Raw genomic sequence first — 18,536 nt, forward strand, 5'->3', positions numbered from 1 at the left:
AAAGACTTTGAAGCCATCCTTCAGAATCACACAAGTAATACAACAGATATGACCATAAAACTCATTGCCATAGGTAAAACCGATAATAAAAATTTGCAAGCTTTAATTGCGGACTACTCTAAGCGTTTAGGGTTTTATATCAAGTTTCAATTTGAAGTGATTCCCGATTTAAAAAAGGTTAAAAATTTATCTGAAGCACAACAAAAAGAAAAGGAAGGCGAACTTATTTTAGCCAAAACCCAAACCTCTGACGTTTTAATTCTTTTAGATGAAAACGGAAAACAGCACGATTCGGTAGGCTTTTCTAACTATTTACAAAAGCACATGAATTCAGGGATTAAGACCCTAAGTTTTGTAATTGGTGGGCCTTACGGATTTTCTGAAGCGGTTTACAATAGAGCAAACGGAAAATTAGGCTTATCTAAAATGACTTTTTCGCACCAAATGGTCCGTTTGTTCTTTATTGAACAACTCTATAGAGGCTTTACCATTCTTAGAAACGAACCTTACCATCACAGATAGAAGCACCACTCAGGTTTGCACATAAAATAGCCTCAGTTTAAGCTTTTGTAGTCTCCTAAAGGAATGTCATGAAAAGTAATAATTCTTCCTTTACATCAAAATACAACAACTTAAACTAAGGCCAAGATTATTTATTAATGCGTTTTATAAACTTCTTTACGCTTTTTTAACTGTTTGGTTAAATCGTCAATAGTCTCTAGCATGGCCATTTCATAATTTTTCTTATTCGACTTCGCAAAAATTCTAGGCCCCGGCAAACTTAATTCTATATTACAAATTTTTCCGGCTTCATGGTCTTTCTCATCCTGTTTAAAATAAACTTGAGCTGAGATTAAAAACTCAAACTTATGGGCTAATTTTTCTAATTTCTCTTCCGTTAATTTAGAAAGGCTCGCACTGGTATCTATGTTTACATATTGAAAATTTACAGTCATAATTTATAGTGTTTTAATGAATACTTCTTTTGTCTAAGATACGACTATTAAGAAAATCCACTGCTGATATATATCATATATTAAGACCAAAGTTTGAATATCTCAGCCCAACACAAGCCCTAACAACCGTAATGAACAGTTCCCGACTTAGGTAGTACAACACCCTAGTTTTTTTTCAAAACTGTTTTATATGGAAGTCATAAGGATTTGCTATAGCTTTTTACGCTATAGATGCGCTTATTGTTTTTTAGCACGCCCCAATTTATAGCCCAACGCTAATTTGGCTTTGGTAAGATTTAATAAGTAACTATTGCCATGACCAAGTTGGGTGCTATTAAGATCGTTATTATAAGTTAAGCTAACATAAAACCGATCGAAATTATAATTCAGTCCAAGTAGAAAATCTAGCTTATACAACATAGGATTCGACGGGTAATACTGATCGTCTGTGATGGTCACTTTCTTGGCGGCAAAACCAATACCTGGCATAAAATTAAGGGTGGCGGTAATCCCATAAGGCAATTTAAAGTAAGACATTACACCTCCCATAGCCCCTAATGAAACACTCTGATATCGTTTAATATTGCCTTCTTCATTAAAATATAACTGGGTAGTTTCTGAAAGCAAGCTAGAATCTGAAGAAAAATAATCAAAGCCAGCGAATACCCCTACCCCTCCAGTAACAAAAATAGTTCGGTCATTTTTTTCGGGTAGTCCGGCTTTTAAAAGCGAATATGAAAACTCAATCGGTGTAAAGGTGTGTAAAAAATTAAGACCTATACTCACAGAGCGGATGTCGTCTCTAAATTCAGTAGGTTCATCAAAATTATTTTTCGCATTAAACCCTTTATACACCTGAGTATAAAGTTTTACATAATTTTGATCTTTTATTATGGTACTCCCCTGCAAATCAAATCGGCTAGTTTTATTCTTATTGGGGTTTTTAATATTGACGGCAACATCTACAATAATTTTCCGGTTGGCAAAACCAAGTCCTAAACCATAACGATTATTCGGTACAAACTTCGCCTTATCATCATCATCTTTGATACTAAATTTATTGACTTTAAAATTGGTAAATATCCGGATGGAGTAATTATCGAGATCTCGGTCTACAAACAACGAATCTAAATCGTTAAAATCTTGTGCATTCACCCCAAGCCCTAGACCACAAAAAAGGAAAAGTATAAACCGTTTAAAAAAATTAATTAAATTAAAAAAATGTTGATATAGCAAAGGGTACAAAATTAGATTCCTATTTTTACAACAGCTAAAATACATTAATTAAAGACATTTTATGGAACTTGTTTTCGCCACAAATAATTTAAATAAACTTAAAGAAGTACAGTCCATGCTTCCGCCACACATTAAACTATTGAGTTTAAGTGATATCTCTTGCACGGAAGACATTCCTGAAACCCAAGCGACTATTGAAGGCAACGCCGTACAAAAGGCAGAATACTTAAAGGCGCATTACGGTTACGATTGCTTTGCCGACGATACCGGTTTAGAGGTTAATGCTCTCAATGGCGCACCAGGGGTCTACTCGGCACGTTATGCTGGACCGCAGCGCAACGCCGAAGACAACACCAATAAATTACTAAACGCCTTAGACGATAAAAGCGATAGAAAAGCACAATTTAAAACCGTTGTAGCCTTACACCTTAACGGAGCGCTCCACACTTTTACCGGAATATGCAAAGGCGAAATTAGTAAAGAAAAACAAGGCGCCGGCGGATTTGGTTACGATCCCGTTTTTAAAGCCGAGGGTTATGAAAAAACGTTCGCCGAAATTTCTCTTGAAGAAAAAAACAGTATTGGCCATCGTGGTAAAGCAGTGCGACAATTAATTGACTTTTTACTCGCTTTGCCGCAGTAGAATACTTGAGCCGATCGTCTTGAATCTTCGATAGACAAACACCTTAATACAACACCTAAACCCCATATTTACAGTAGTTTAAAACAAATAAAACACATCAAAAGGCACAACAAATAGGTAATTCAATTATTTATTGTACCTTTGCACCTTGCAAAAAACTCAAGATATGAGTTTTTTAAATTCCTCAGGGTGAGGATGTGTTACCTAGAAGTTTAAGTGTTTAGTATGTCGATTCGCTTCTCTTGTAACACCAAAAGAACATAATCGAATACATAAAACTCAAGAATGAGCACATTCCAAGAATTAGGTCTTAATGAAGACCTTCTTAAAGGTATTACAGATTTAGGATTTGTAAAACCTAGTGAAGTACAACAAAAAGCAATCCCACTTTTATTAGAAGGCGAAGACAAAGATTTAGTCGCTTTGGCACAAACCGGAACTGGTAAAACAGCAGCCTTCGGTTTTCCAATGTTACAAAAAATTGATATTGCTAGCAGAACCACGCAAGGTCTTATCTTATCCCCAACTCGTGAACTTTGTTTACAAATCACCAACGAACTTAAAGCTTACGGTAAACACTGTAAAGGTTTAAATGTTGTTGCTATTTATGGTGGATCTAGTATCTCTGACCAAGCAAGAGCTGTAAAACGTGGCGCACAAATTATTGTGGCTACACCTGGCCGTATGAAAGATATGATTAGCCGTAATATGGTTGATATCTCTAAAATCCAATACAGCGTATTAGATGAAGCGGATGAAATGTTAAACATGGGGTTTAAGGAAGATATTACCGATATCCTTTCTCATACACCAGATGACAAAAGTACTTGGTTATTCTCTGCAACAATGCCTAAAGAAGTGGCAACTATTGCAAAGAAATTTATGTACGACCCAACAGAAATTACTGTAGGGAACAAAAACGAAAGTACAAGCAACGTAACGCACGAGTATTACTTAGTAAATGCTAGAGATCGTTACCAAGCTTTAAAACGTTTGGCAGATGCGAATCCAGATATTTTCTCTGTGATTTTCTGTCGTACCAAACGCGATACTCAAAAAGTTGCTGAAAACTTAATTGAAGACGGCTATTCTGCAGGAGCATTACACGGTGATTTAAGTCAGAATCAACGTGACTTAGTCATGAAATCGTTCAGAAATAATCAAATCCAAATGTTAGTCGCTACAGATGTAGCCGCTCGTGGTATTGATGTCGATGATATTACACACGTTATTAACTATCAACTTCCTGATGAAATTGAAACCTACACCCACCGTTCTGGTAGAACTGGACGTGCAGGTAAAACAGGAGTTTCTATGGTGATCGTTTCTAAAAGTGAAGTAAGAAAGATTAAGAGTATTGAACGTATTATTAAGAAAAGTTTCGACAAAAAAGAAATTCCTTCAGGAAGTGATATCGTAGAAGTACAATTAATGTCTTTAGCGAATAAAATTCATACAACAGAAACGAATCATGAAATTGATAAGCATCTAGAAAGTATCAACGAATTATTTGCAGATACAGAGAAAGATGAATTAATTAAGAAATTCTTTTCAGTAGAATTTAACCGTTTCTTTAATTATTACCAAAAATCTAAAGACTTAGGGGTTGTAGATTCTAGAGGTAGCGATAGAGAAGGACGCGATTACAGCAAGCAATCTAATGACGCACGTTACTTTATTAACGTAGGAAGTAAAGATGGTTTTGACTGGATGAAGCTGAAAGATTTCTTAAAAGAGCAATTAGAACTTGGTCGTGATGATGTCTTTAAAGTAGACGTTAAGGAAAGTTTCTCTTTCTTTAATACTGAAAAAGGATTACAGGAAAAAGTATTGGCATTCTTTACCGATTTTAAACATGATGGACGTTACGTTAACGTAGAAGTTAGCGAAGATAAAGGACGTAGCCGTGGTGGCAGAAATGGTGGAAGAAGAAATGAAAGACGCTCTAGTGGCGGAAGTCGTAAACGCGATGATAAACCAAGAGGTGATAGACGCTCTAGTGGTGGAAGACGTTCTGAAGGCGGAAGCTACGGAAAACGAAGTGACAGAAGTGACAGACGCTCTAACAGTAGAGATGATAGACGTCCTGCTGAATCTTCTAGTGCTTCAGGTTCAGATAGACCAAGACGTTCTAGACGTAGAGACTAAGACTTTTTAAAGTTTTAAACTTATATAACAATCCAAAACTTAAGACCTGATTTTAAGTTTTGGATTTTTTTTGTGCCTTTTTTTAAGATTTTTATTAAAAAAGTTAATATTTAGTCAAATCTAAACCTCCCATATGTTAAATCCGATTTCTTTGTTACCTTTACCACGTAACACACTTGCATGCGATATTTATTCATTTTATTGGTTAGCTTCATTACGGCTAACAGCTACAGCCAGGATAGCACAGCCACCCAAAGACCTACAAAAGTTAAAGGAACTTTAGTGAGTGCCTCTACAAGCTTACCGCTAAGTGAAGCTAATATTGTTAATATTAATCAAGTGGTAGGAACCGCAACTAATGATGATGGTATTTTTGAAATTAGAGCAAAAGTAAATGATACGCTACACCTCTCCTACCTTGGATATAAATCTATTAAAGTTAGAGTTACAAATGATTGGTTAAAATTTGGGAATACCAAAATTGAAATGACCGAATTGGCCTTAGCTTTAGAAGAAGTGACCGTAAAACAATTAGAATTAACGGGATATTTAGAGGTTGATATGAACCAAGTTCCTATTACATCTAACAACCGTTACCGTATTTCGGGCTTACCAGGACAAGGTTATGAAGCCGGAAAACCAAACATTGCCACTAAAGTGTTAGGTGCTATTTTTAATCCGGCCGATTTCTTATATAATATGTTTGGGCGTAAACCTAACGAAATGCACAAACTGAAAAAAATGAAAGAAGATGACGAGATTAGAAGTCAGCTTTCTAAACGTTTTGATCGGGAAATGCTTTTAGTATTACTTCAGGTTTCTAAATTTGATTTGGATGAAATAGTAAACCAATGTAACTATTCTAAAGACTTCATTAACACAGCTAACGACCTTCAAATTTTAGACGCCATCAGTGAATGTTATGAAGAATACAAGGTCATTAAGCGTAGTAAAGAGCGAAAAACAGGTAAAGACTAAGCGTTTATAAGTCTTCAGTTTTATTCTGTTCTTCTTCAAATCGAGCAACGATAGCCTCATAATCTTTTAGAGATTTTTCTATCCAGTCAAATCGTTTTTGCACCATTTCTTCTGCTGTTAATTGCCAAGGAAGATCCGATTTTCTCAGTTGAGCCGTTACATGTTGAAGTATAATTGCTGCTGAAACTGAGATATTCAAACTTTCAGTAAACCCTACCATAGGAATTTTCAAAAATCCATCTGCCGCATCAATAACTTGTTGCGATAAGCCCTCGGTTTCCCTTCCGAAGAAAAAACAAGACTTCTTTGTAATATCAAAATCAATTAAATCGCAATCCTCTACATGGGGCGTTGTAGCAATAATTTGATAATCCTCAGCTTTTAGCGTTTCAATACAAGTTTTTACCGAATTATACCGTTTTAAATCCACCCACTTTTGGGCACCCATTGCAATTTCTCTGTCTATACTTTTAGAGTTCACCTCCTCTATAATATGAAGCTCCTGAATGCCAAACACATCACAAGATCGCATCACAGCACTGGTGTTATGCAACTGATACACATCTTCCGTCGCAACCGTAAAATGTTTAGTCCGCTGAGGCAATACCGTATTAAAACGTTCAACTCTACTCTTGGTTAAAAAGCTTTCTAAATAATTAAGAAGCGCTAGGTTCTTCATAAAATCTTATATTTAATGCTTATAAAGCAAAACTATGAAAATTAATAGTACTATTTTTTTACTCTTCGCCCTATTCTGCCAGCAAATGCTCTTTTCGCAAGAACAAGACCAAAACGACGACCAAGACCAACCCTGCTCTTGCTTACTTCTTAAAGAAAACGAAGCTAATGACCTTAAAGTTATTGAGCTTGCCGAGTATGTAGAAAACGGATTCCACGATTTAAATGCAGCGGCTTTTGATGAAAAATTCGATATCCCTTCCTTTTTAAATACTGTAGTTAGCCATAAAGACATTGAAAAAAGCACAAAATTTACGAAAAACTACCTCAAAGGTATAGGTTCTACCGGTCAGAAACTTTCTGAAAAATTGGTCACTATGATCGAAGAAGGTTCGTATTATAACCTCATTAATTACCGTTACGATATTATACAACGTGCCTATTATTTTACATTCCGATTATATTCTGAAGAAGCCGGTGTAAATTACCACGATTATAAAGTCTGCTCAGATGGCACCACACTTAAATTCAACGATATTTATGTTTACCTCACCGGAGAACCGCTCTCCTCTACCATGCAACGTATGCTGGTATTATCGCAACCTTCAACGGATAAATCAGCACGTGAAAACATGGCGTCTTATAAAAATGTGTTTCTATTTTTAAATTCTAGAAAATTAGCAGAAAAAGGCGACTATAAAGGAGCATATGATAAAATATCGGCAATTACACCACCTATGAGTACCGAAAAGTTTACCCTACTCATGAAAGCACAATATGCTAGCCTTTATGACGATGAACTTTACGCAGTGTTACTCACGGAATATGCTGAATTATTTCCCAAAGACCCCACCCTATATTTGAAACTCATAGATTATAATCTGTTAAAAGGAAACTTTAAAGTGGCACGAGAAAATGTAGACAAATTAATTTATGAAACCGATGACGACTTCCTTTACCTTATAAAAGGAAATATATACGCTATGGAAAATGATTTTAGTAACGCGGAAACGCACTATAAATATATGACCGATAATTATCCCGACTTGCTTGAAGGTTATATTGGTTATATGATAAGCCTTAACTACCAAGATCGCTTTGAGGAGATGATTACTGTCATTGAAGATTTAATCACTCAAGAGTACGATAAAGTGGCCTTATTAGAATTTATTGAAGAAGAAGCGCCGGATGGCTCTAACGCTTTAGGCGCATTTGTAGCGTCTGAAACCTATAAAACCTGGAAACAAAAATCTTAAGTCAATCCTTTAATGAAACAACATATTGTCGTATTAACCGGAGCTGGAATCAGTGCGGAAAGCGGAATTAAAACCTTTAGAGATGCCGATGGTTTGTGGGAAGGCCATGATGTTATGGAAGTGGCCACCCCACAGGGCTTTAAAAAAAATCCTGAACTGGTATTAGACTTTTACAACCAAAGACGTCGCCAACTCCAAACGGTACAGCCTAACCAAGCCCATTTAGATTTAGCGGCCTTAGAAAAGACGTATAACGTCACTATAGTCACACAAAATGTCGATGACCTCCATGAGCGTGCAGGAAGCAATGCTATTGTGCACCTTCATGGCGAACTGCGAAAAGTAAGAAGTACAGGGAATCCTGAAGCGATTACCCCTTGGGATCAAGATCTCCATTTAGGGGATCTCTGTAAGCAAGGCTACCAATTACGTCCGCATATTGTATGGTTCGGTGAAGACGTCCCTAAAATAGAAGCGGCAATAGAAATCTGCCAAACGGCCGATATTTTAGTTATTATTGGTACAAGTATGCAAGTGTATCCTGCCGCAGGATTATTAGATTACACACCAAAAAACACACCTATTTATTATATAGATCCAAAGCCCGCTTCTGTAGCCAACAAAGCCGTAACCCTCATCCAAAAATCAGCTACAGAAGGCACCAAAGTTCTCTTAGACCTTTTAAAGGATAAAATTTAATCCTCCGAGAGGCTGTTAAAATTTATACAAATTCTCATAAAACATACTAGCCGGTATTTTTTTATTTATATTTGATTATGGAACAAAGGCAAAAATCCGAACTTACCAAAGCGTTAATTCTCAATGAGTCTTTTAAATTGTTCTACGAAAATGGTTTTAAAACCACTAGTGTAGACAAAATCATGAAAGCCACGAAATTAACCAAAGGGGCGTTTTACCATCATTATAAAAGTAAAAAAGAACTTGGTGTTGAAGTCATCAGTACCCACATTCAAAAGCGGGTATATGAGGGAATGATAAAACCTTTGTATGAAGAAGGAAATGCCTTAGAACTATTAGAAAACACTTTTTCTGGACGGTTAAAATCCTTCTCCATCTACGATAAAGCCCATGGTTGTCCTATGAATAACTTTATCAACGAGATTGCAGATGAAGAGCAAGCTTATCAAATTGCCTTAAAGCGTATTATTGAAGAATGGAAAGCCGCACTTGTTCATCTTTTAGAACGTGGACAACAAGAAGGGAGTATAATAATGACCATAGCCCCTAAAGCTATTGCCATTTATCTTATTAGTGCCTTTGAAGGCGTTAGAGGCATCCGAAAATTATATAACGACGATCAAATTTTAAACGACTATATGTCGGGGTTAAGCCTTTACTTAACCCAACTTAAAGCCTAATTTTTTTTAACTAAAAACATACCTATTAGTATGTTTTATAACCACATCAAAAATGAGTACAACCAACAACAGAAGAAATTTTATTAAGAAATCGGCCTTAGCAGGCTTAGCAGGAGCAGCTTTACCTCAACTTGGATTTTCATCTCAAGGCACTCAAGAAGTCTTAAAAGAAACCAAGAAAATCGATAAAGCCCCTAAAGTCTTATTTTTTGATGTTAATGAAACCCTTTTAGACCTAACCGCCATGAAAGAAAGTGTCGGTAAAGTTTTAGGAAACAGAAGCGACTTACTTCCTTTATGGTTTACAACCATGCTACAATATTCTTTAGTAGAAACTTCTGGACGTCAGTATCATGATTTTGGTATCATTGGCTCAGCAGCCTTGCAAATGGTCGCTGCCAACCACGGCATTAGCATTACGGAAGAAGAAGCGCGTGAATCTATCTTAGTTCCTATTCGTTCCTTACCGGCGCATCCTGAAGTTAAACAAGCCTTAGCTGACTTGAAAAAAGCAGGCTATACATTAGTCTCTTTTACCAACTCGTCAAATATTGGTGTAGAAACGCAATTTAAAAATTCAGGATTATTAGAATATTTCGACCAACGTCTTAGTATTGAAGACATGGGTAAATTTAAACCTCACGCTGATGCTTATGATTGGGCTGCTAGAAAAATGGGCTTAAAATCAGAAGAGTGTCTTCTTGTTGCTGCTCACGGTTGGGATATTGCCGGAGCACTTTGGGCCGGTTGGCGCGGTGCGTTTATTAGTCGACCAGGAGCACAATTGTATCCGCTTGCCCCTGCTCCAGAATTCAATGCGCCCGATTTAAAACTTATTGCTGAACGTTTAATTGCTCTTAAATAAAAAATTATGACATTAGAAAATAAAGTTATTATTGTAACGGGATCTTCAAGAGGAATTGGTAGAGAAATTGCCATTCAATTAGCTCAAAATGGCGCTAAAGTTATTGTTAATCATTCTAACAGCGACGAAGAGGCCCAGGCTACCGTAGAGGAAATTAGCAATCAAGGCGGTACTGCAACAGCTATTAAAGCTGATGTTAGTGATAAAACATCGGTTACCGAATTATTTAATCAGGCTATTGCCACTTATGGGAAAGTTGATGTTTTATTTAATAATGCTGGTGTTATGATTTCTAAAGCCTTAGAAGCAAATAGCGAAGAAGATTTCACTAAGCAATTTGATATCAATGTTAAAGGGGTTTTCAACACGTTACAAGAAGCTTATCATAAATTAGAGGATGGCGGCAATATCATTAATATCTCATCGAGTACCGTAAAATTAATGTTTCCTACATATGCCTTGTACTCGGCCTCTAAAGCTGCTGTAGAACAGATGACGCGAGTGTTTTCAAAAGAAATTGGTCGTGGTATTTCTGTAAATTGTTTAGCTCCAGGCGCTACCGAAACCGAATTATTTATGAAAGGGAAATCTCAAGAATTCATTGATAAATTAAGTAGTATGAATGCCTTTAACCGTTTGGCTAAACCTATTGATATTGCTAGAGTCGCTGTATTCTTAGCAAGTGACGAATCGAAATGGATTTCTGGCCAGGTCATTGGAGCCAACGGTGCATTAGTTTAAATTTATACCTTAAAACCATAATATGAAAATCAACCCTATCCTAATTATTACCGGCCTTCTGTTAACGGCGTGTAACCAAACTACAGCCACAAAAACTGAAACAGTAGCCCCAACAGCAACTGTAGAAGAAAAAGTAACCGAAATGACTTTTGTAAATAAAGGTCATGAATTGGTCTATGAACTTTGTAAAAAGACAGGCGACTACCAAGCACTTAAAGAGAAAAAAGACGTTGTCTATACGTATACCTATCAAACTCCTGATGGAAAAACGGATATCAGTACTGAAAAATATCTTTTTGATGGCGAATTATCTTACGGCGCTTATAAAAAACATCAAAGAACGTTGCCTAATTTAGAAGGTCTTATAGAACAAGGCTATGATGGTGAGAACTATTGGTTAAAACACAATGGTGAGGTATTAGAAAATGACGCTTATTTAAAACGTGTCGCGTTTAATAGACCGACTAACTTTTATTGGTTTGCTATGATGCCTAAATTATTAGATCCTAGTGTGGTTTATGATTATAAAGGCGAAAAAACTATTGAAGACAAAACCTTTGATGTGGTTAAAGTGTCTTTTGAAAGTGCTGACAATAAGCCTACCGATATTTACCAACTTTATATTAATAAAGCCACAGGCATGGTAGACCAATTTTTATTTACAGTCGCTGATTTTGGTGTGATGGATACACCTAACTTAATGCAACTTCAATATGAAACCATAGATGGTATTCAGATTCCGACGAAGCGTCAGTACAAAAAATCGAATTGGGACGCTGAAGTTACAGACCAACCTTGGATTTATGTCACGTGGTCTGATATCAACTTCAACAACCAATTAACGAAGGAAGATTTCCAAAAATAAAATTCTATGAGCAACGATAATACACCCCCTTTAAAATCTCAGTTAGACGCGAAGCGTGCAAATTTTGAACGCACTGCCGACGCCGAAAAACAAGCCATTTATAAAGCAGGATTTGAGGATGTTGAACAAAGTGGTATTCTTGAATTAGCAAAACAAGTTGGCGACCAAGCCCCAGATTTCACTCTAAACAACGCTGTAGGGGAACCGGTTTCTTTAACCGACTATTTAAAAAAAGGTCCGGTAGTGCTTACGTGGTACCGAGGAGGTTGGTGTCCGTATTGCAACTTAACCTTGCAGCAATTGCAAAAAGAATTGCCCAATTTTAAAGCGAAGGGCGCCCAATTATTAGCCTTAACACCAGAATTACCTGATGCATCTGTAAGTACTGCAGAAAAAAACGACTTACAGTTTGAAGTGCTCAGTGATATTGGCAATCAAGTTGCTAAAAATTACGGGATTGTCTTTGAACTTACTGAGGCCGTAGCCAAAATCTACAACGCTTCTTTTGGGTTAAACGAACACAATGGTGACACCTCTAACGCACTTCCGTTAGCGGCCACCTACATCATAAATGAAGAAGGAAAAATTGATTACGCTTATTTGAACACGGACTATAGAAACAGAGCTGAACCCTCTGAAATTACAGCGTTTTTAAACCATAATTTTTAAATAAATTATCGTCAAAATTACTATTTGATTAATAGTTCTGTTCATGTTTATTAAAAAGTCATTATTTATTAATGGCTTTTTTTTATGCCAAATAATTTCGACTCCGTAGCACAACATGTTTCTTTTAGTTTCGGCATGGATGGCCCACTTTTTTCCATTAACTTCGCTATACACACAAACATTACGGAATCCGTATATTTTAAACAACATGATGCCCCAACAGTTTACCCATAAGGTCCCTAGCCTTTTAGAACCTATTCGGTTACAAGAATATGGTGTAGGGGTCTTTGATGCGTTCCCTACCAAATCGGCCTTAAAAAAAGCGCTAAAAAAAGGATATATCCAAATTGATGGACGTTTAGCCTCATCGGCAACTTTTATACGAGGTGGAGAAACGCTGGTGTTAACGGTGCCTGAAAATCAACCCGCAAAAAAACGATTCATCTTAAAACTCAAAGTCATCTTTGAAGATGATCATTTAGCCGTTATTCATAAACCGGCAGGAATCTTGGTCAGTGGTAATCATTTTAAAACCATTAATAATGCCTTAATTCAGAATTTAAAACCTAGTCGTTTAGAGGATGCCACCCAACCACAACCTGTACACCGTTTAGATTTCCCGACTACAGGACTTTTATTAATAGGAAAAACAAGTACGAGTATCCGGGCTTTAAATACGCAATTTAAAACGAAACGTATTAAGAAAACCTACTACGCGGTCACGATAGGTACGATGAATGGTGAAGGTCTCATTACGCGTGAAATTGATGGGAAACCATCCCAATCGCGCTACAAAGTTCTGCAAAGCATAGCTTCGGAACGGTTTGAGCAACTGAACTTAGTGGCTTTAGAACCGATTACCGGACGAAGACATCAACTCCGTAAGCACCTTATGCATATAGGACATCCTATTTTCGGCGATCGCGATTATGGTAAAGAAGGCCTTCTTCTAAAAGGGAAAGGCCTATACTTACATGCTCATACCTTGAAATTTGAACATCCGTTTACCAAAGAACTATTGGTTTTAAAGGATGACTTCCCAAAAAATTTTAAAAAGCTCTTTGACACTGCCATATAAAAATAGTTTAATTAAAATTTAAGGCCTCTTTAAATTATTAAACTAAGATTGAGTTGACACTTTAAACCTTATAACTATTAATTTAATTGTTAACAAATCTTACAATTTAGAACGTACCAAAGAAATGATTAATTATTGGGATTATATGACTACGTTTTATCAGAAAAGTAAGCCTACAATTTTTAGATAAAACTTGTAAACGTTAATTTTTTAACTATTTTCGTCAATGAGTTTAATTCACTACAATCGACTAATCAATTATAAAACATTGATTAAAAATACTTAAACTCTAAATCAAATAATAAATTTTTAATTTAATCTAAAAACAATGATCAAAAAATCTACAAAAATGATGACAGTATTATTTGCTGTATCAATGTTATTAACTTCTTGTTATTCTTATACCTCTGTAGTAGGAAATGGAGCACAAGGAAATAGTAAAACAACAGCATGGAACCATTATGTAATTTACGGTTTAGCACCTGTTGGAGTTTCTAATTCTAAGCAGATGGCTGATGGTGCGGAAAATTATACAGTACACACAAGACAATCTTTTGTGAATGGGTTAGTTTCTGCAATTACATTTGGAATTTATACACCTACTACAACTACAGTTACTAAATAAATTATTTTTCATGAAAAGAGTTTGTTAATTTATTTTTCAAACTCTTTTTATTTCTAATGCTTATGAAAAAAATATGCTTTTATTTTGCTTTAATCATTTCTATTTTGTTGGTCATAAATATTGCTGACATTATAATTTCAGATTTTAACAGGCTTACAGAATATGGCTATGGTTTTTTAACCGGAAAAGTAATATTATTAATGTTGTTTTGCATCTTAGCATTTTTAACTAGAAAACATAACAACACATCACAAAACACATTTTAAACAGCTGCTTTATCCACTTTATTTATCAGCACTTTAGGTCTTAATTCCCTTTATTTTTAGCCTCAATCCATTTACTCATATATTTGGTACTTTGCATAGACTGATGTCTTAATAACTGACCTATAAAATTATTTTCGCGATGGGCCTCTAAATTTATAGACAAGCTATTCATACGTTGCTTAAACAACTCATAAAACTCAGCATCATTAAACCGTTCGTTAATAATACTAAAACCATTGTCCTGTTGTTTTACCCAAGTTTGAGGATGGGTATAAAGCGCAACAGCCTTGTTGGCAAATACCTCTGGATTATCTTCTACAAATCCATTACAGTCTAAATCACCAAACATCCCTTCCGCTGCAATTGAAGTCATTGCGCAAGGCGTTCCATTTTGCATGGCATCCACCAGTTTGCCTTTTAGCCCAGCACCAAACCGTAAGGCCGCCAAACACACCCTTGCGGTTTTCATCACCGAAGTCACCTCATTAGCAAAGCCTTTGATATAAAATCCGTCTTTAGGTTTATGAAGTTGTGTGACTTTCTGCGATTCATAAGCCCCATAAATATGCAATTCGGCTTTAGGTAATTGTCGGCGTATTAATGGCCAAATTGCTTGCTTTAAATACAAAACCGCATCATAATTGGGGGCATGAAGAAAATTTCCTATCGTTACAAAGTGCGTTCTTTCTTCAAAAGTAGGTAAGGTATTAATCTGTTCTTCAGAAATTGGTTTGAGTAAAAAAGGAAGGTAACACAATAAGCTCTGGTCAATATTAAACTGGTGCGTTAAGATTTCAATTTCAGCTTCAGAAATCATAAGACTTAGATCGCAACGGTAAATACTCGCTATTTCTCGTTTCGTAATCTCATTTTGTAAGCTTGAAAACGTGACAGCCTCCTTCTTTTTTAGCGCTTGTTCCCTAGCCTTTCGCAAGCCGTGAAAATCTTCAGTATCTAAGACACGGATCGCTTCAGGACAATGTTCTATAATTCGCCATCCGTATTGTTCTTCCGTCATAAAGCGATCGAACAAAACCACATCAGGTTTCAGCGTCTGAACAAAGGAATCAAAAGACGCGTCATTTAATAAAATAGCATGTGTCTCAACATGGATCTGTTCAAGATTAAACGTATTTTCAGATTGCTTTGCCGCGGAAGCAAAAGTGACTGTAAAACCTTGTTGTTGAAATTGATTGATGAGTTGTAAAATACGACTTCCGGCCGCAGAACTTTTAGGTTCTGGCCATACAAAACCGATAACGAGTAATTTTTTATTCATGTAAAAGGTAAAAATCGTCGTGAGAAGCTCTAAATAATAAACTTCATAAGAGCATTTAAATATTATTGAGGGCCTTCCAAAAGCACATATTTTAAGCGTACATTTTCTGCCCACTTAATAATCAAATCTATTTGTTCTTCAGAGAGTTTTGCCTCAGAATGTACCCAAGTATAAGACGGTAATGGCATTTCTTTGGCCTCTACCATTTCAATTAATTCTTCTAATTTATGGTCTTTTTTCTTTGCGGAATAGTCATCCCAAAGCGACAAATTTAAATGTTTCATCCCATCTTTAACATGGCTATCTAACCAATAGTTTACCGGGGTGATCTCACTATACCATGGGTAGTTAGTGCTTTCACTATGACAATCCATACACGCTTGATTTAAAATGGTTTTAACTGCTGTAGACGGATTCGTGTCTTTATAAAAGGGCTCTAAACTACTTATATCCCCTTTATTTTTTGCAGGGCCAAAAAACTGTGCTAACCCAACAACCACTAGAAATAAAATTCCAATCTTTTTAATGCGCTTCATTTTTATTAGTTTTAAGGTTCTAAATTAAGATTTTTATCGTGACCAAAGCCCAACTCTATAAAGAATTAAATTATGTAAATCACTCCCGAGAAAAACGTCTCTATTACGCCAACTTGTTGATTTCTAATCCTGAGTTGGTTAGTCCGCTTTTAGAGATTCTTTTTAAGGTAGACGATAAAATCTCTTGTAGAGCGGCTTGGGTTTTAGAATTTATGTGTAGCCAAAGTATTCCTCATTTAATTCCGCATCTCGATACATTTACGCAAGGCATCCACAAGGTACATCTAGATTCTGCCGTACGTCCCGTGGCCAAAGTCTGTGAATACTTGGTAAAAGCCATTTACGAAAACCCTAAAAGTGTAATCGCTTTGCAAATCACTGAAGTCCATAAAGAAAAGATAATAGAAGCCTGTTTTGATTGGATGATTAATGATGAAAAAGTAGCGCCCAAGGCTTATGCCATGCAGAGTTTATATTTATTAGGCCAAGATTACGATTGGATCCACCCAGAACTTGCACTTATTTTAGAACGCGATTTTGCCTCACAAAGTGCGGGTTACAAAGCGAGAGCACGCTCTATCCTTAAAAAAATAAAAACCAAAGCCTAAAACGAATACCGCCAAAAGCAGCAATATCTTGAAATTAAAGGCCCGAAAAAAAGCCGTGCTTTACTCTAGATCTATACCGCATTTTTCAATGGAGTTTCTTATATTTGACGCTTCTAAAAAATCAATATAAATGGCACTTTCCGCACTTAATGCAATCTCACCAATCGATGGTCGATACCGATCTAAAGTTGAAAAATTAAAAGATTATTTCTCTGAAGAAGCACTTATTAAATATCGTGTTTTAGTAGAAATTGAATACTTTATCGCACTTTGTGAATTACCCTTACCTCAATTAGAACCGGTTTCAGCTTCTGTTTTTGAAGATTTAAGAGCGATTTATAAAAATTTTACAGCTGAGGATGCTCAGGCTATTAAAGACATTGAAAAAGTAACCAATCATGATGTAAAAGCGGTTGAATACTTTATTAAAGATAAGTTTGATGCCTTAGACCTTGCGGCTTACAAGGAGTTTATCCACTTCGGATTAACCTCTCAAGACATTAACAATACCGCAATTCCTTTAAGTATTAAGGAGGCGATGAATGACGTTTATGTTCCTGAATATTTAGCCTTATTAGAAAAGATTGAAGGTTTGGCTACAGAATGGGCAGACATCCCAATGTTGGCAAGAACCCATGGTCAACCTGCTTCACCAACACGTTTAGGTAAAGAAATCAGTGTATTTTCTGCACGATTAAAAGAGCAGTTTAATTTATTAAATGATGTTCCTAGTGCGGCTAAATTTGGTGGTGCAACAGGAAATTTTAATGCGCATAAAGTGGCTTACCCAAATATAGATTGGAAGGCTTTCGGAACACGCTTTGTTCAAGAAAAACTAGGTTTACAACACTCGTTTCCAACAACGCAGATAGAACATTACGATCATGCAGCAGCTTTATTTGATGGACTAAAACGTATTAATACCATTATCATAGATTTAGATAGAGATATCTGGACCTACGTTTCTATGGATTACTTCAAACAAAAAATTAAAGCAGGTGAAGTTGGAAGTTCTGCAATGCCTCATAAAGTGAATCCTATTGATTTTGAAAATAGTGAAGGAAATTTAGGGATTGCTAATGCAATTTTTGAACACTTATCGGCTAAACTTCCTATTTCTAGATTACAACGTGATTTAACGGATAGTACGGTTTTAAGAAATGTAGGGGTTCCTTTTGGACATACACTTATTGGATTTAAATCGACTTTAAAAGGTTTAGATAAATTATTATTGAATGCCTCTAAATTTGCACAAGACTTAGAGAACAATTGGGCTGTGGTTGCAGAAGCAATTCAGACTATATTAAGACGTGAGAGTTACCCTAATCCTTATGAAGCTTTAAAAGGATTAACAAGAACAAACGAAGCTATCACTCAAAGTTCTATATCAAATTTTATTGATACCTTAGAGGTTTCTGATACGATTAAAGCGGAATTAAAAGCTATTACGCCAAGTAATTATACAGGAATATAAGTGTTATAAACCATGTTGAAATTCATTCCTAAAACGACAGACACTATTGTCTTAACCCTTGTCACCTTGCTTACTATCGGTGTTTTTACCGCTGGACTTTGGGATGTCCTTGACTATATTATTGTTAAGGTTGTACTGGTAATTAGTTTTGGAACGCTTTTCTTTATGGCTTGTTATTATGCCATAAAAAATGATGTTATAGAAAATCGTCTTGAGGAAACCCCTCAAGACGATTTAAATTAATGGGGTTCTAAGT

At 36.0% G+C, this 18,536-nt stretch carries 21 protein-coding genes; 16 read left to right on the forward strand and 5 right to left on the reverse strand.

Annotated features, from left to right (window positions below; translation table 11 throughout):
- Positions 1-48: 48 nt before the first annotated feature.
- Positions 49-522: a 23S rRNA (pseudouridine(1915)-N(3))-methyltransferase RlmH gene (gene rlmH / locus DFQ08_RS10005; protein ID WP_114309883.1), complete on the forward strand. Its 474-nt coding sequence runs from the start codon at positions 49-51 to the stop codon at positions 520-522.
- A gap of 134 nt (positions 523-656) precedes the next feature.
- Here the strand turns inward: rlmH and DFQ08_RS10010 are convergent, their stop codons facing one another.
- Together DFQ08_RS10010 and DFQ08_RS10015 are read right to left on the reverse strand one after the other, a co-directional pair.
- Positions 657-956, reverse strand: a complete 300-nt coding sequence (locus DFQ08_RS10010) for an HPF/RaiA family ribosome-associated protein (RefSeq protein ID WP_114309884.1) — start codon at positions 954-956, stop codon at positions 657-659.
- A gap of 237 nt (positions 957-1,193) precedes the next feature.
- Positions 1,194-2,111 carry a DUF4421 family protein gene (locus tag DFQ08_RS10015; protein ID WP_245935413.1) on the reverse strand — a complete coding sequence of 306 codons (918 nt, stop codon included), beginning with the start codon at positions 2,109-2,111 and terminating at the stop codon, positions 1,194-1,196.
- A gap of 142 nt (positions 2,112-2,253) precedes the next feature.
- On the opposite strand from DFQ08_RS10015, the gene DFQ08_RS10020 reads away from it, so the two are divergent.
- From DFQ08_RS10020 to DFQ08_RS10030, 3 genes are all read left to right on the forward strand, one after another.
- Complete coding sequence (locus tag DFQ08_RS10020; protein ID WP_114309886.1) at positions 2,254-2,835, forward strand: non-canonical purine NTP diphosphatase; 582 nt, start codon at positions 2,254-2,256, stop codon at positions 2,833-2,835.
- Between the two features lie 285 nt (positions 2,836-3,120).
- Entirely contained in the window at positions 3,121-4,983 is a 1,863-nt protein-coding gene (locus DFQ08_RS10025) for a DEAD/DEAH box helicase (RefSeq protein WP_114309887.1), read from the forward strand.
- 180 nt (positions 4,984-5,163) lie between these two features.
- Positions 5,164-5,961 carry a carboxypeptidase-like regulatory domain-containing protein gene (locus DFQ08_RS10030; protein ID WP_114309888.1) on the forward strand — a complete coding sequence of 266 codons (798 nt, stop codon included), beginning with the start codon at positions 5,164-5,166 and terminating at the stop codon, positions 5,959-5,961.
- 4 nt (positions 5,962-5,965) lie between these two features.
- Here DFQ08_RS10030 and DFQ08_RS10035 read toward each other — a convergent pair whose 3' ends face one another.
- Entirely contained in the window at positions 5,966-6,640 is a 675-nt protein-coding gene (locus DFQ08_RS10035) for a TrmH family RNA methyltransferase (RefSeq protein ID WP_114309889.1), read from the reverse strand.
- A gap of 34 nt (positions 6,641-6,674) precedes the next feature.
- Between DFQ08_RS10035 and DFQ08_RS10040 the strand changes: the two genes are divergently transcribed.
- From DFQ08_RS10040 to DFQ08_RS10085, 9 genes are all read left to right on the forward strand, one after another.
- Positions 6,675-7,895: a tetratricopeptide repeat protein gene (locus tag DFQ08_RS10040; protein ID WP_147269468.1), complete on the forward strand. Its 1,221-nt coding sequence runs from the start codon at positions 6,675-6,677 to the stop codon at positions 7,893-7,895.
- Positions 7,896-7,907: 12 nt separating this feature from the next.
- Positions 7,908-8,594 (forward strand): SIR2 family NAD-dependent protein deacylase, encoded by a 687-nt coding sequence (locus DFQ08_RS10045; protein WP_114309891.1) that lies wholly within the window; start codon positions 7,908-7,910, stop codon positions 8,592-8,594.
- 77 nt (positions 8,595-8,671) lie between these two features.
- The gene (locus DFQ08_RS10050; protein ID WP_114309892.1) at positions 8,672-9,274 is read left to right on the forward strand and encodes a TetR/AcrR family transcriptional regulator; all 603 of its coding nucleotides are present in this window, start codon (positions 8,672-8,674) and stop codon (positions 9,272-9,274) included.
- 52 nt (positions 9,275-9,326) lie between these two features.
- A complete protein-coding gene (locus DFQ08_RS10055; RefSeq protein ID WP_114309893.1) occupies positions 9,327-10,139 on the forward strand; it encodes a haloacid dehalogenase type II in 813 nt (270 codons plus the stop codon).
- A gap of 6 nt (positions 10,140-10,145) precedes the next feature.
- Positions 10,146-10,880, forward strand: coding sequence for an SDR family oxidoreductase (locus DFQ08_RS10060; RefSeq protein WP_114309894.1), 735 nt, complete (start codon positions 10,146-10,148; stop codon positions 10,878-10,880).
- Positions 10,881-10,902: 22 nt separating this feature from the next.
- Positions 10,903-11,745, forward strand: coding sequence for a DUF6503 family protein (locus DFQ08_RS10065; protein WP_114309895.1), 843 nt, complete (start codon positions 10,903-10,905; stop codon positions 11,743-11,745).
- A 6-nt stretch (positions 11,746-11,751) separates the two neighbouring features.
- The gene (locus DFQ08_RS10070) at positions 11,752-12,414 is read left to right on the forward strand and encodes a peroxiredoxin-like family protein (protein ID WP_114309896.1); all 663 of its coding nucleotides are present in this window, start codon (positions 11,752-11,754) and stop codon (positions 12,412-12,414) included.
- A gap of 208 nt (positions 12,415-12,622) precedes the next feature.
- Positions 12,623-13,492 (forward strand): RluA family pseudouridine synthase, encoded by an 870-nt coding sequence (locus DFQ08_RS10080; RefSeq protein ID WP_114309898.1) that lies wholly within the window; start codon positions 12,623-12,625, stop codon positions 13,490-13,492.
- Positions 13,493-13,841: 349 nt separating this feature from the next.
- Complete coding sequence (locus tag DFQ08_RS10085; RefSeq protein WP_245935414.1) at positions 13,842-14,117, forward strand: Bor family protein; 276 nt, start codon at positions 13,842-13,844, stop codon at positions 14,115-14,117.
- A 306-nt stretch (positions 14,118-14,423) separates the two neighbouring features.
- Here DFQ08_RS10085 and DFQ08_RS10090 read toward each other — a convergent pair whose 3' ends face one another.
- Both DFQ08_RS10090 and DFQ08_RS10095 read right to left on the reverse strand, forming a co-directional pair.
- Positions 14,424-15,662 carry a glycosyltransferase gene (locus DFQ08_RS10090; RefSeq protein WP_114309900.1) on the reverse strand — a complete coding sequence of 413 codons (1,239 nt, stop codon included), beginning with the start codon at positions 15,660-15,662 and terminating at the stop codon, positions 14,424-14,426.
- 62 nt (positions 15,663-15,724) lie between these two features.
- Positions 15,725-16,198 (reverse strand): heme-binding domain-containing protein, encoded by a 474-nt coding sequence (locus DFQ08_RS10095; protein ID WP_114309901.1) that lies wholly within the window; start codon positions 16,196-16,198, stop codon positions 15,725-15,727.
- Positions 16,199-16,236: 38 nt separating this feature from the next.
- On the opposite strand from DFQ08_RS10095, the gene DFQ08_RS10100 reads away from it, so the two are divergent.
- The 3 genes from DFQ08_RS10100 to DFQ08_RS10110 all read left to right on the forward strand — a co-directional run bounded on the left by DFQ08_RS10100 (position 16,237) and on the right by DFQ08_RS10110 (position 18,523).
- Entirely contained in the window at positions 16,237-16,806 is a 570-nt protein-coding gene (locus DFQ08_RS10100; RefSeq protein WP_114309902.1) for an adenylosuccinate lyase, read from the forward strand.
- A 130-nt stretch (positions 16,807-16,936) separates the two neighbouring features.
- Positions 16,937-18,280 (forward strand): adenylosuccinate lyase, encoded by a 1,344-nt coding sequence (gene purB, locus DFQ08_RS10105; protein WP_114309903.1) that lies wholly within the window; start codon positions 16,937-16,939, stop codon positions 18,278-18,280.
- A gap of 12 nt (positions 18,281-18,292) precedes the next feature.
- On the forward strand, positions 18,293-18,523 hold the full coding sequence (locus DFQ08_RS10110) for a hypothetical protein (RefSeq protein ID WP_114309904.1): 231 nt from the start codon (positions 18,293-18,295) through the stop codon (positions 18,521-18,523).
- Positions 18,524-18,536 lie beyond the last annotated feature (13 nt).

This window comes from Winogradskyella arenosi (genome assembly GCF_003337305.1).
Classification (GTDB): Bacteria; Bacteroidota; Bacteroidia; order Flavobacteriales; family Flavobacteriaceae; genus Winogradskyella; species Winogradskyella arenosi.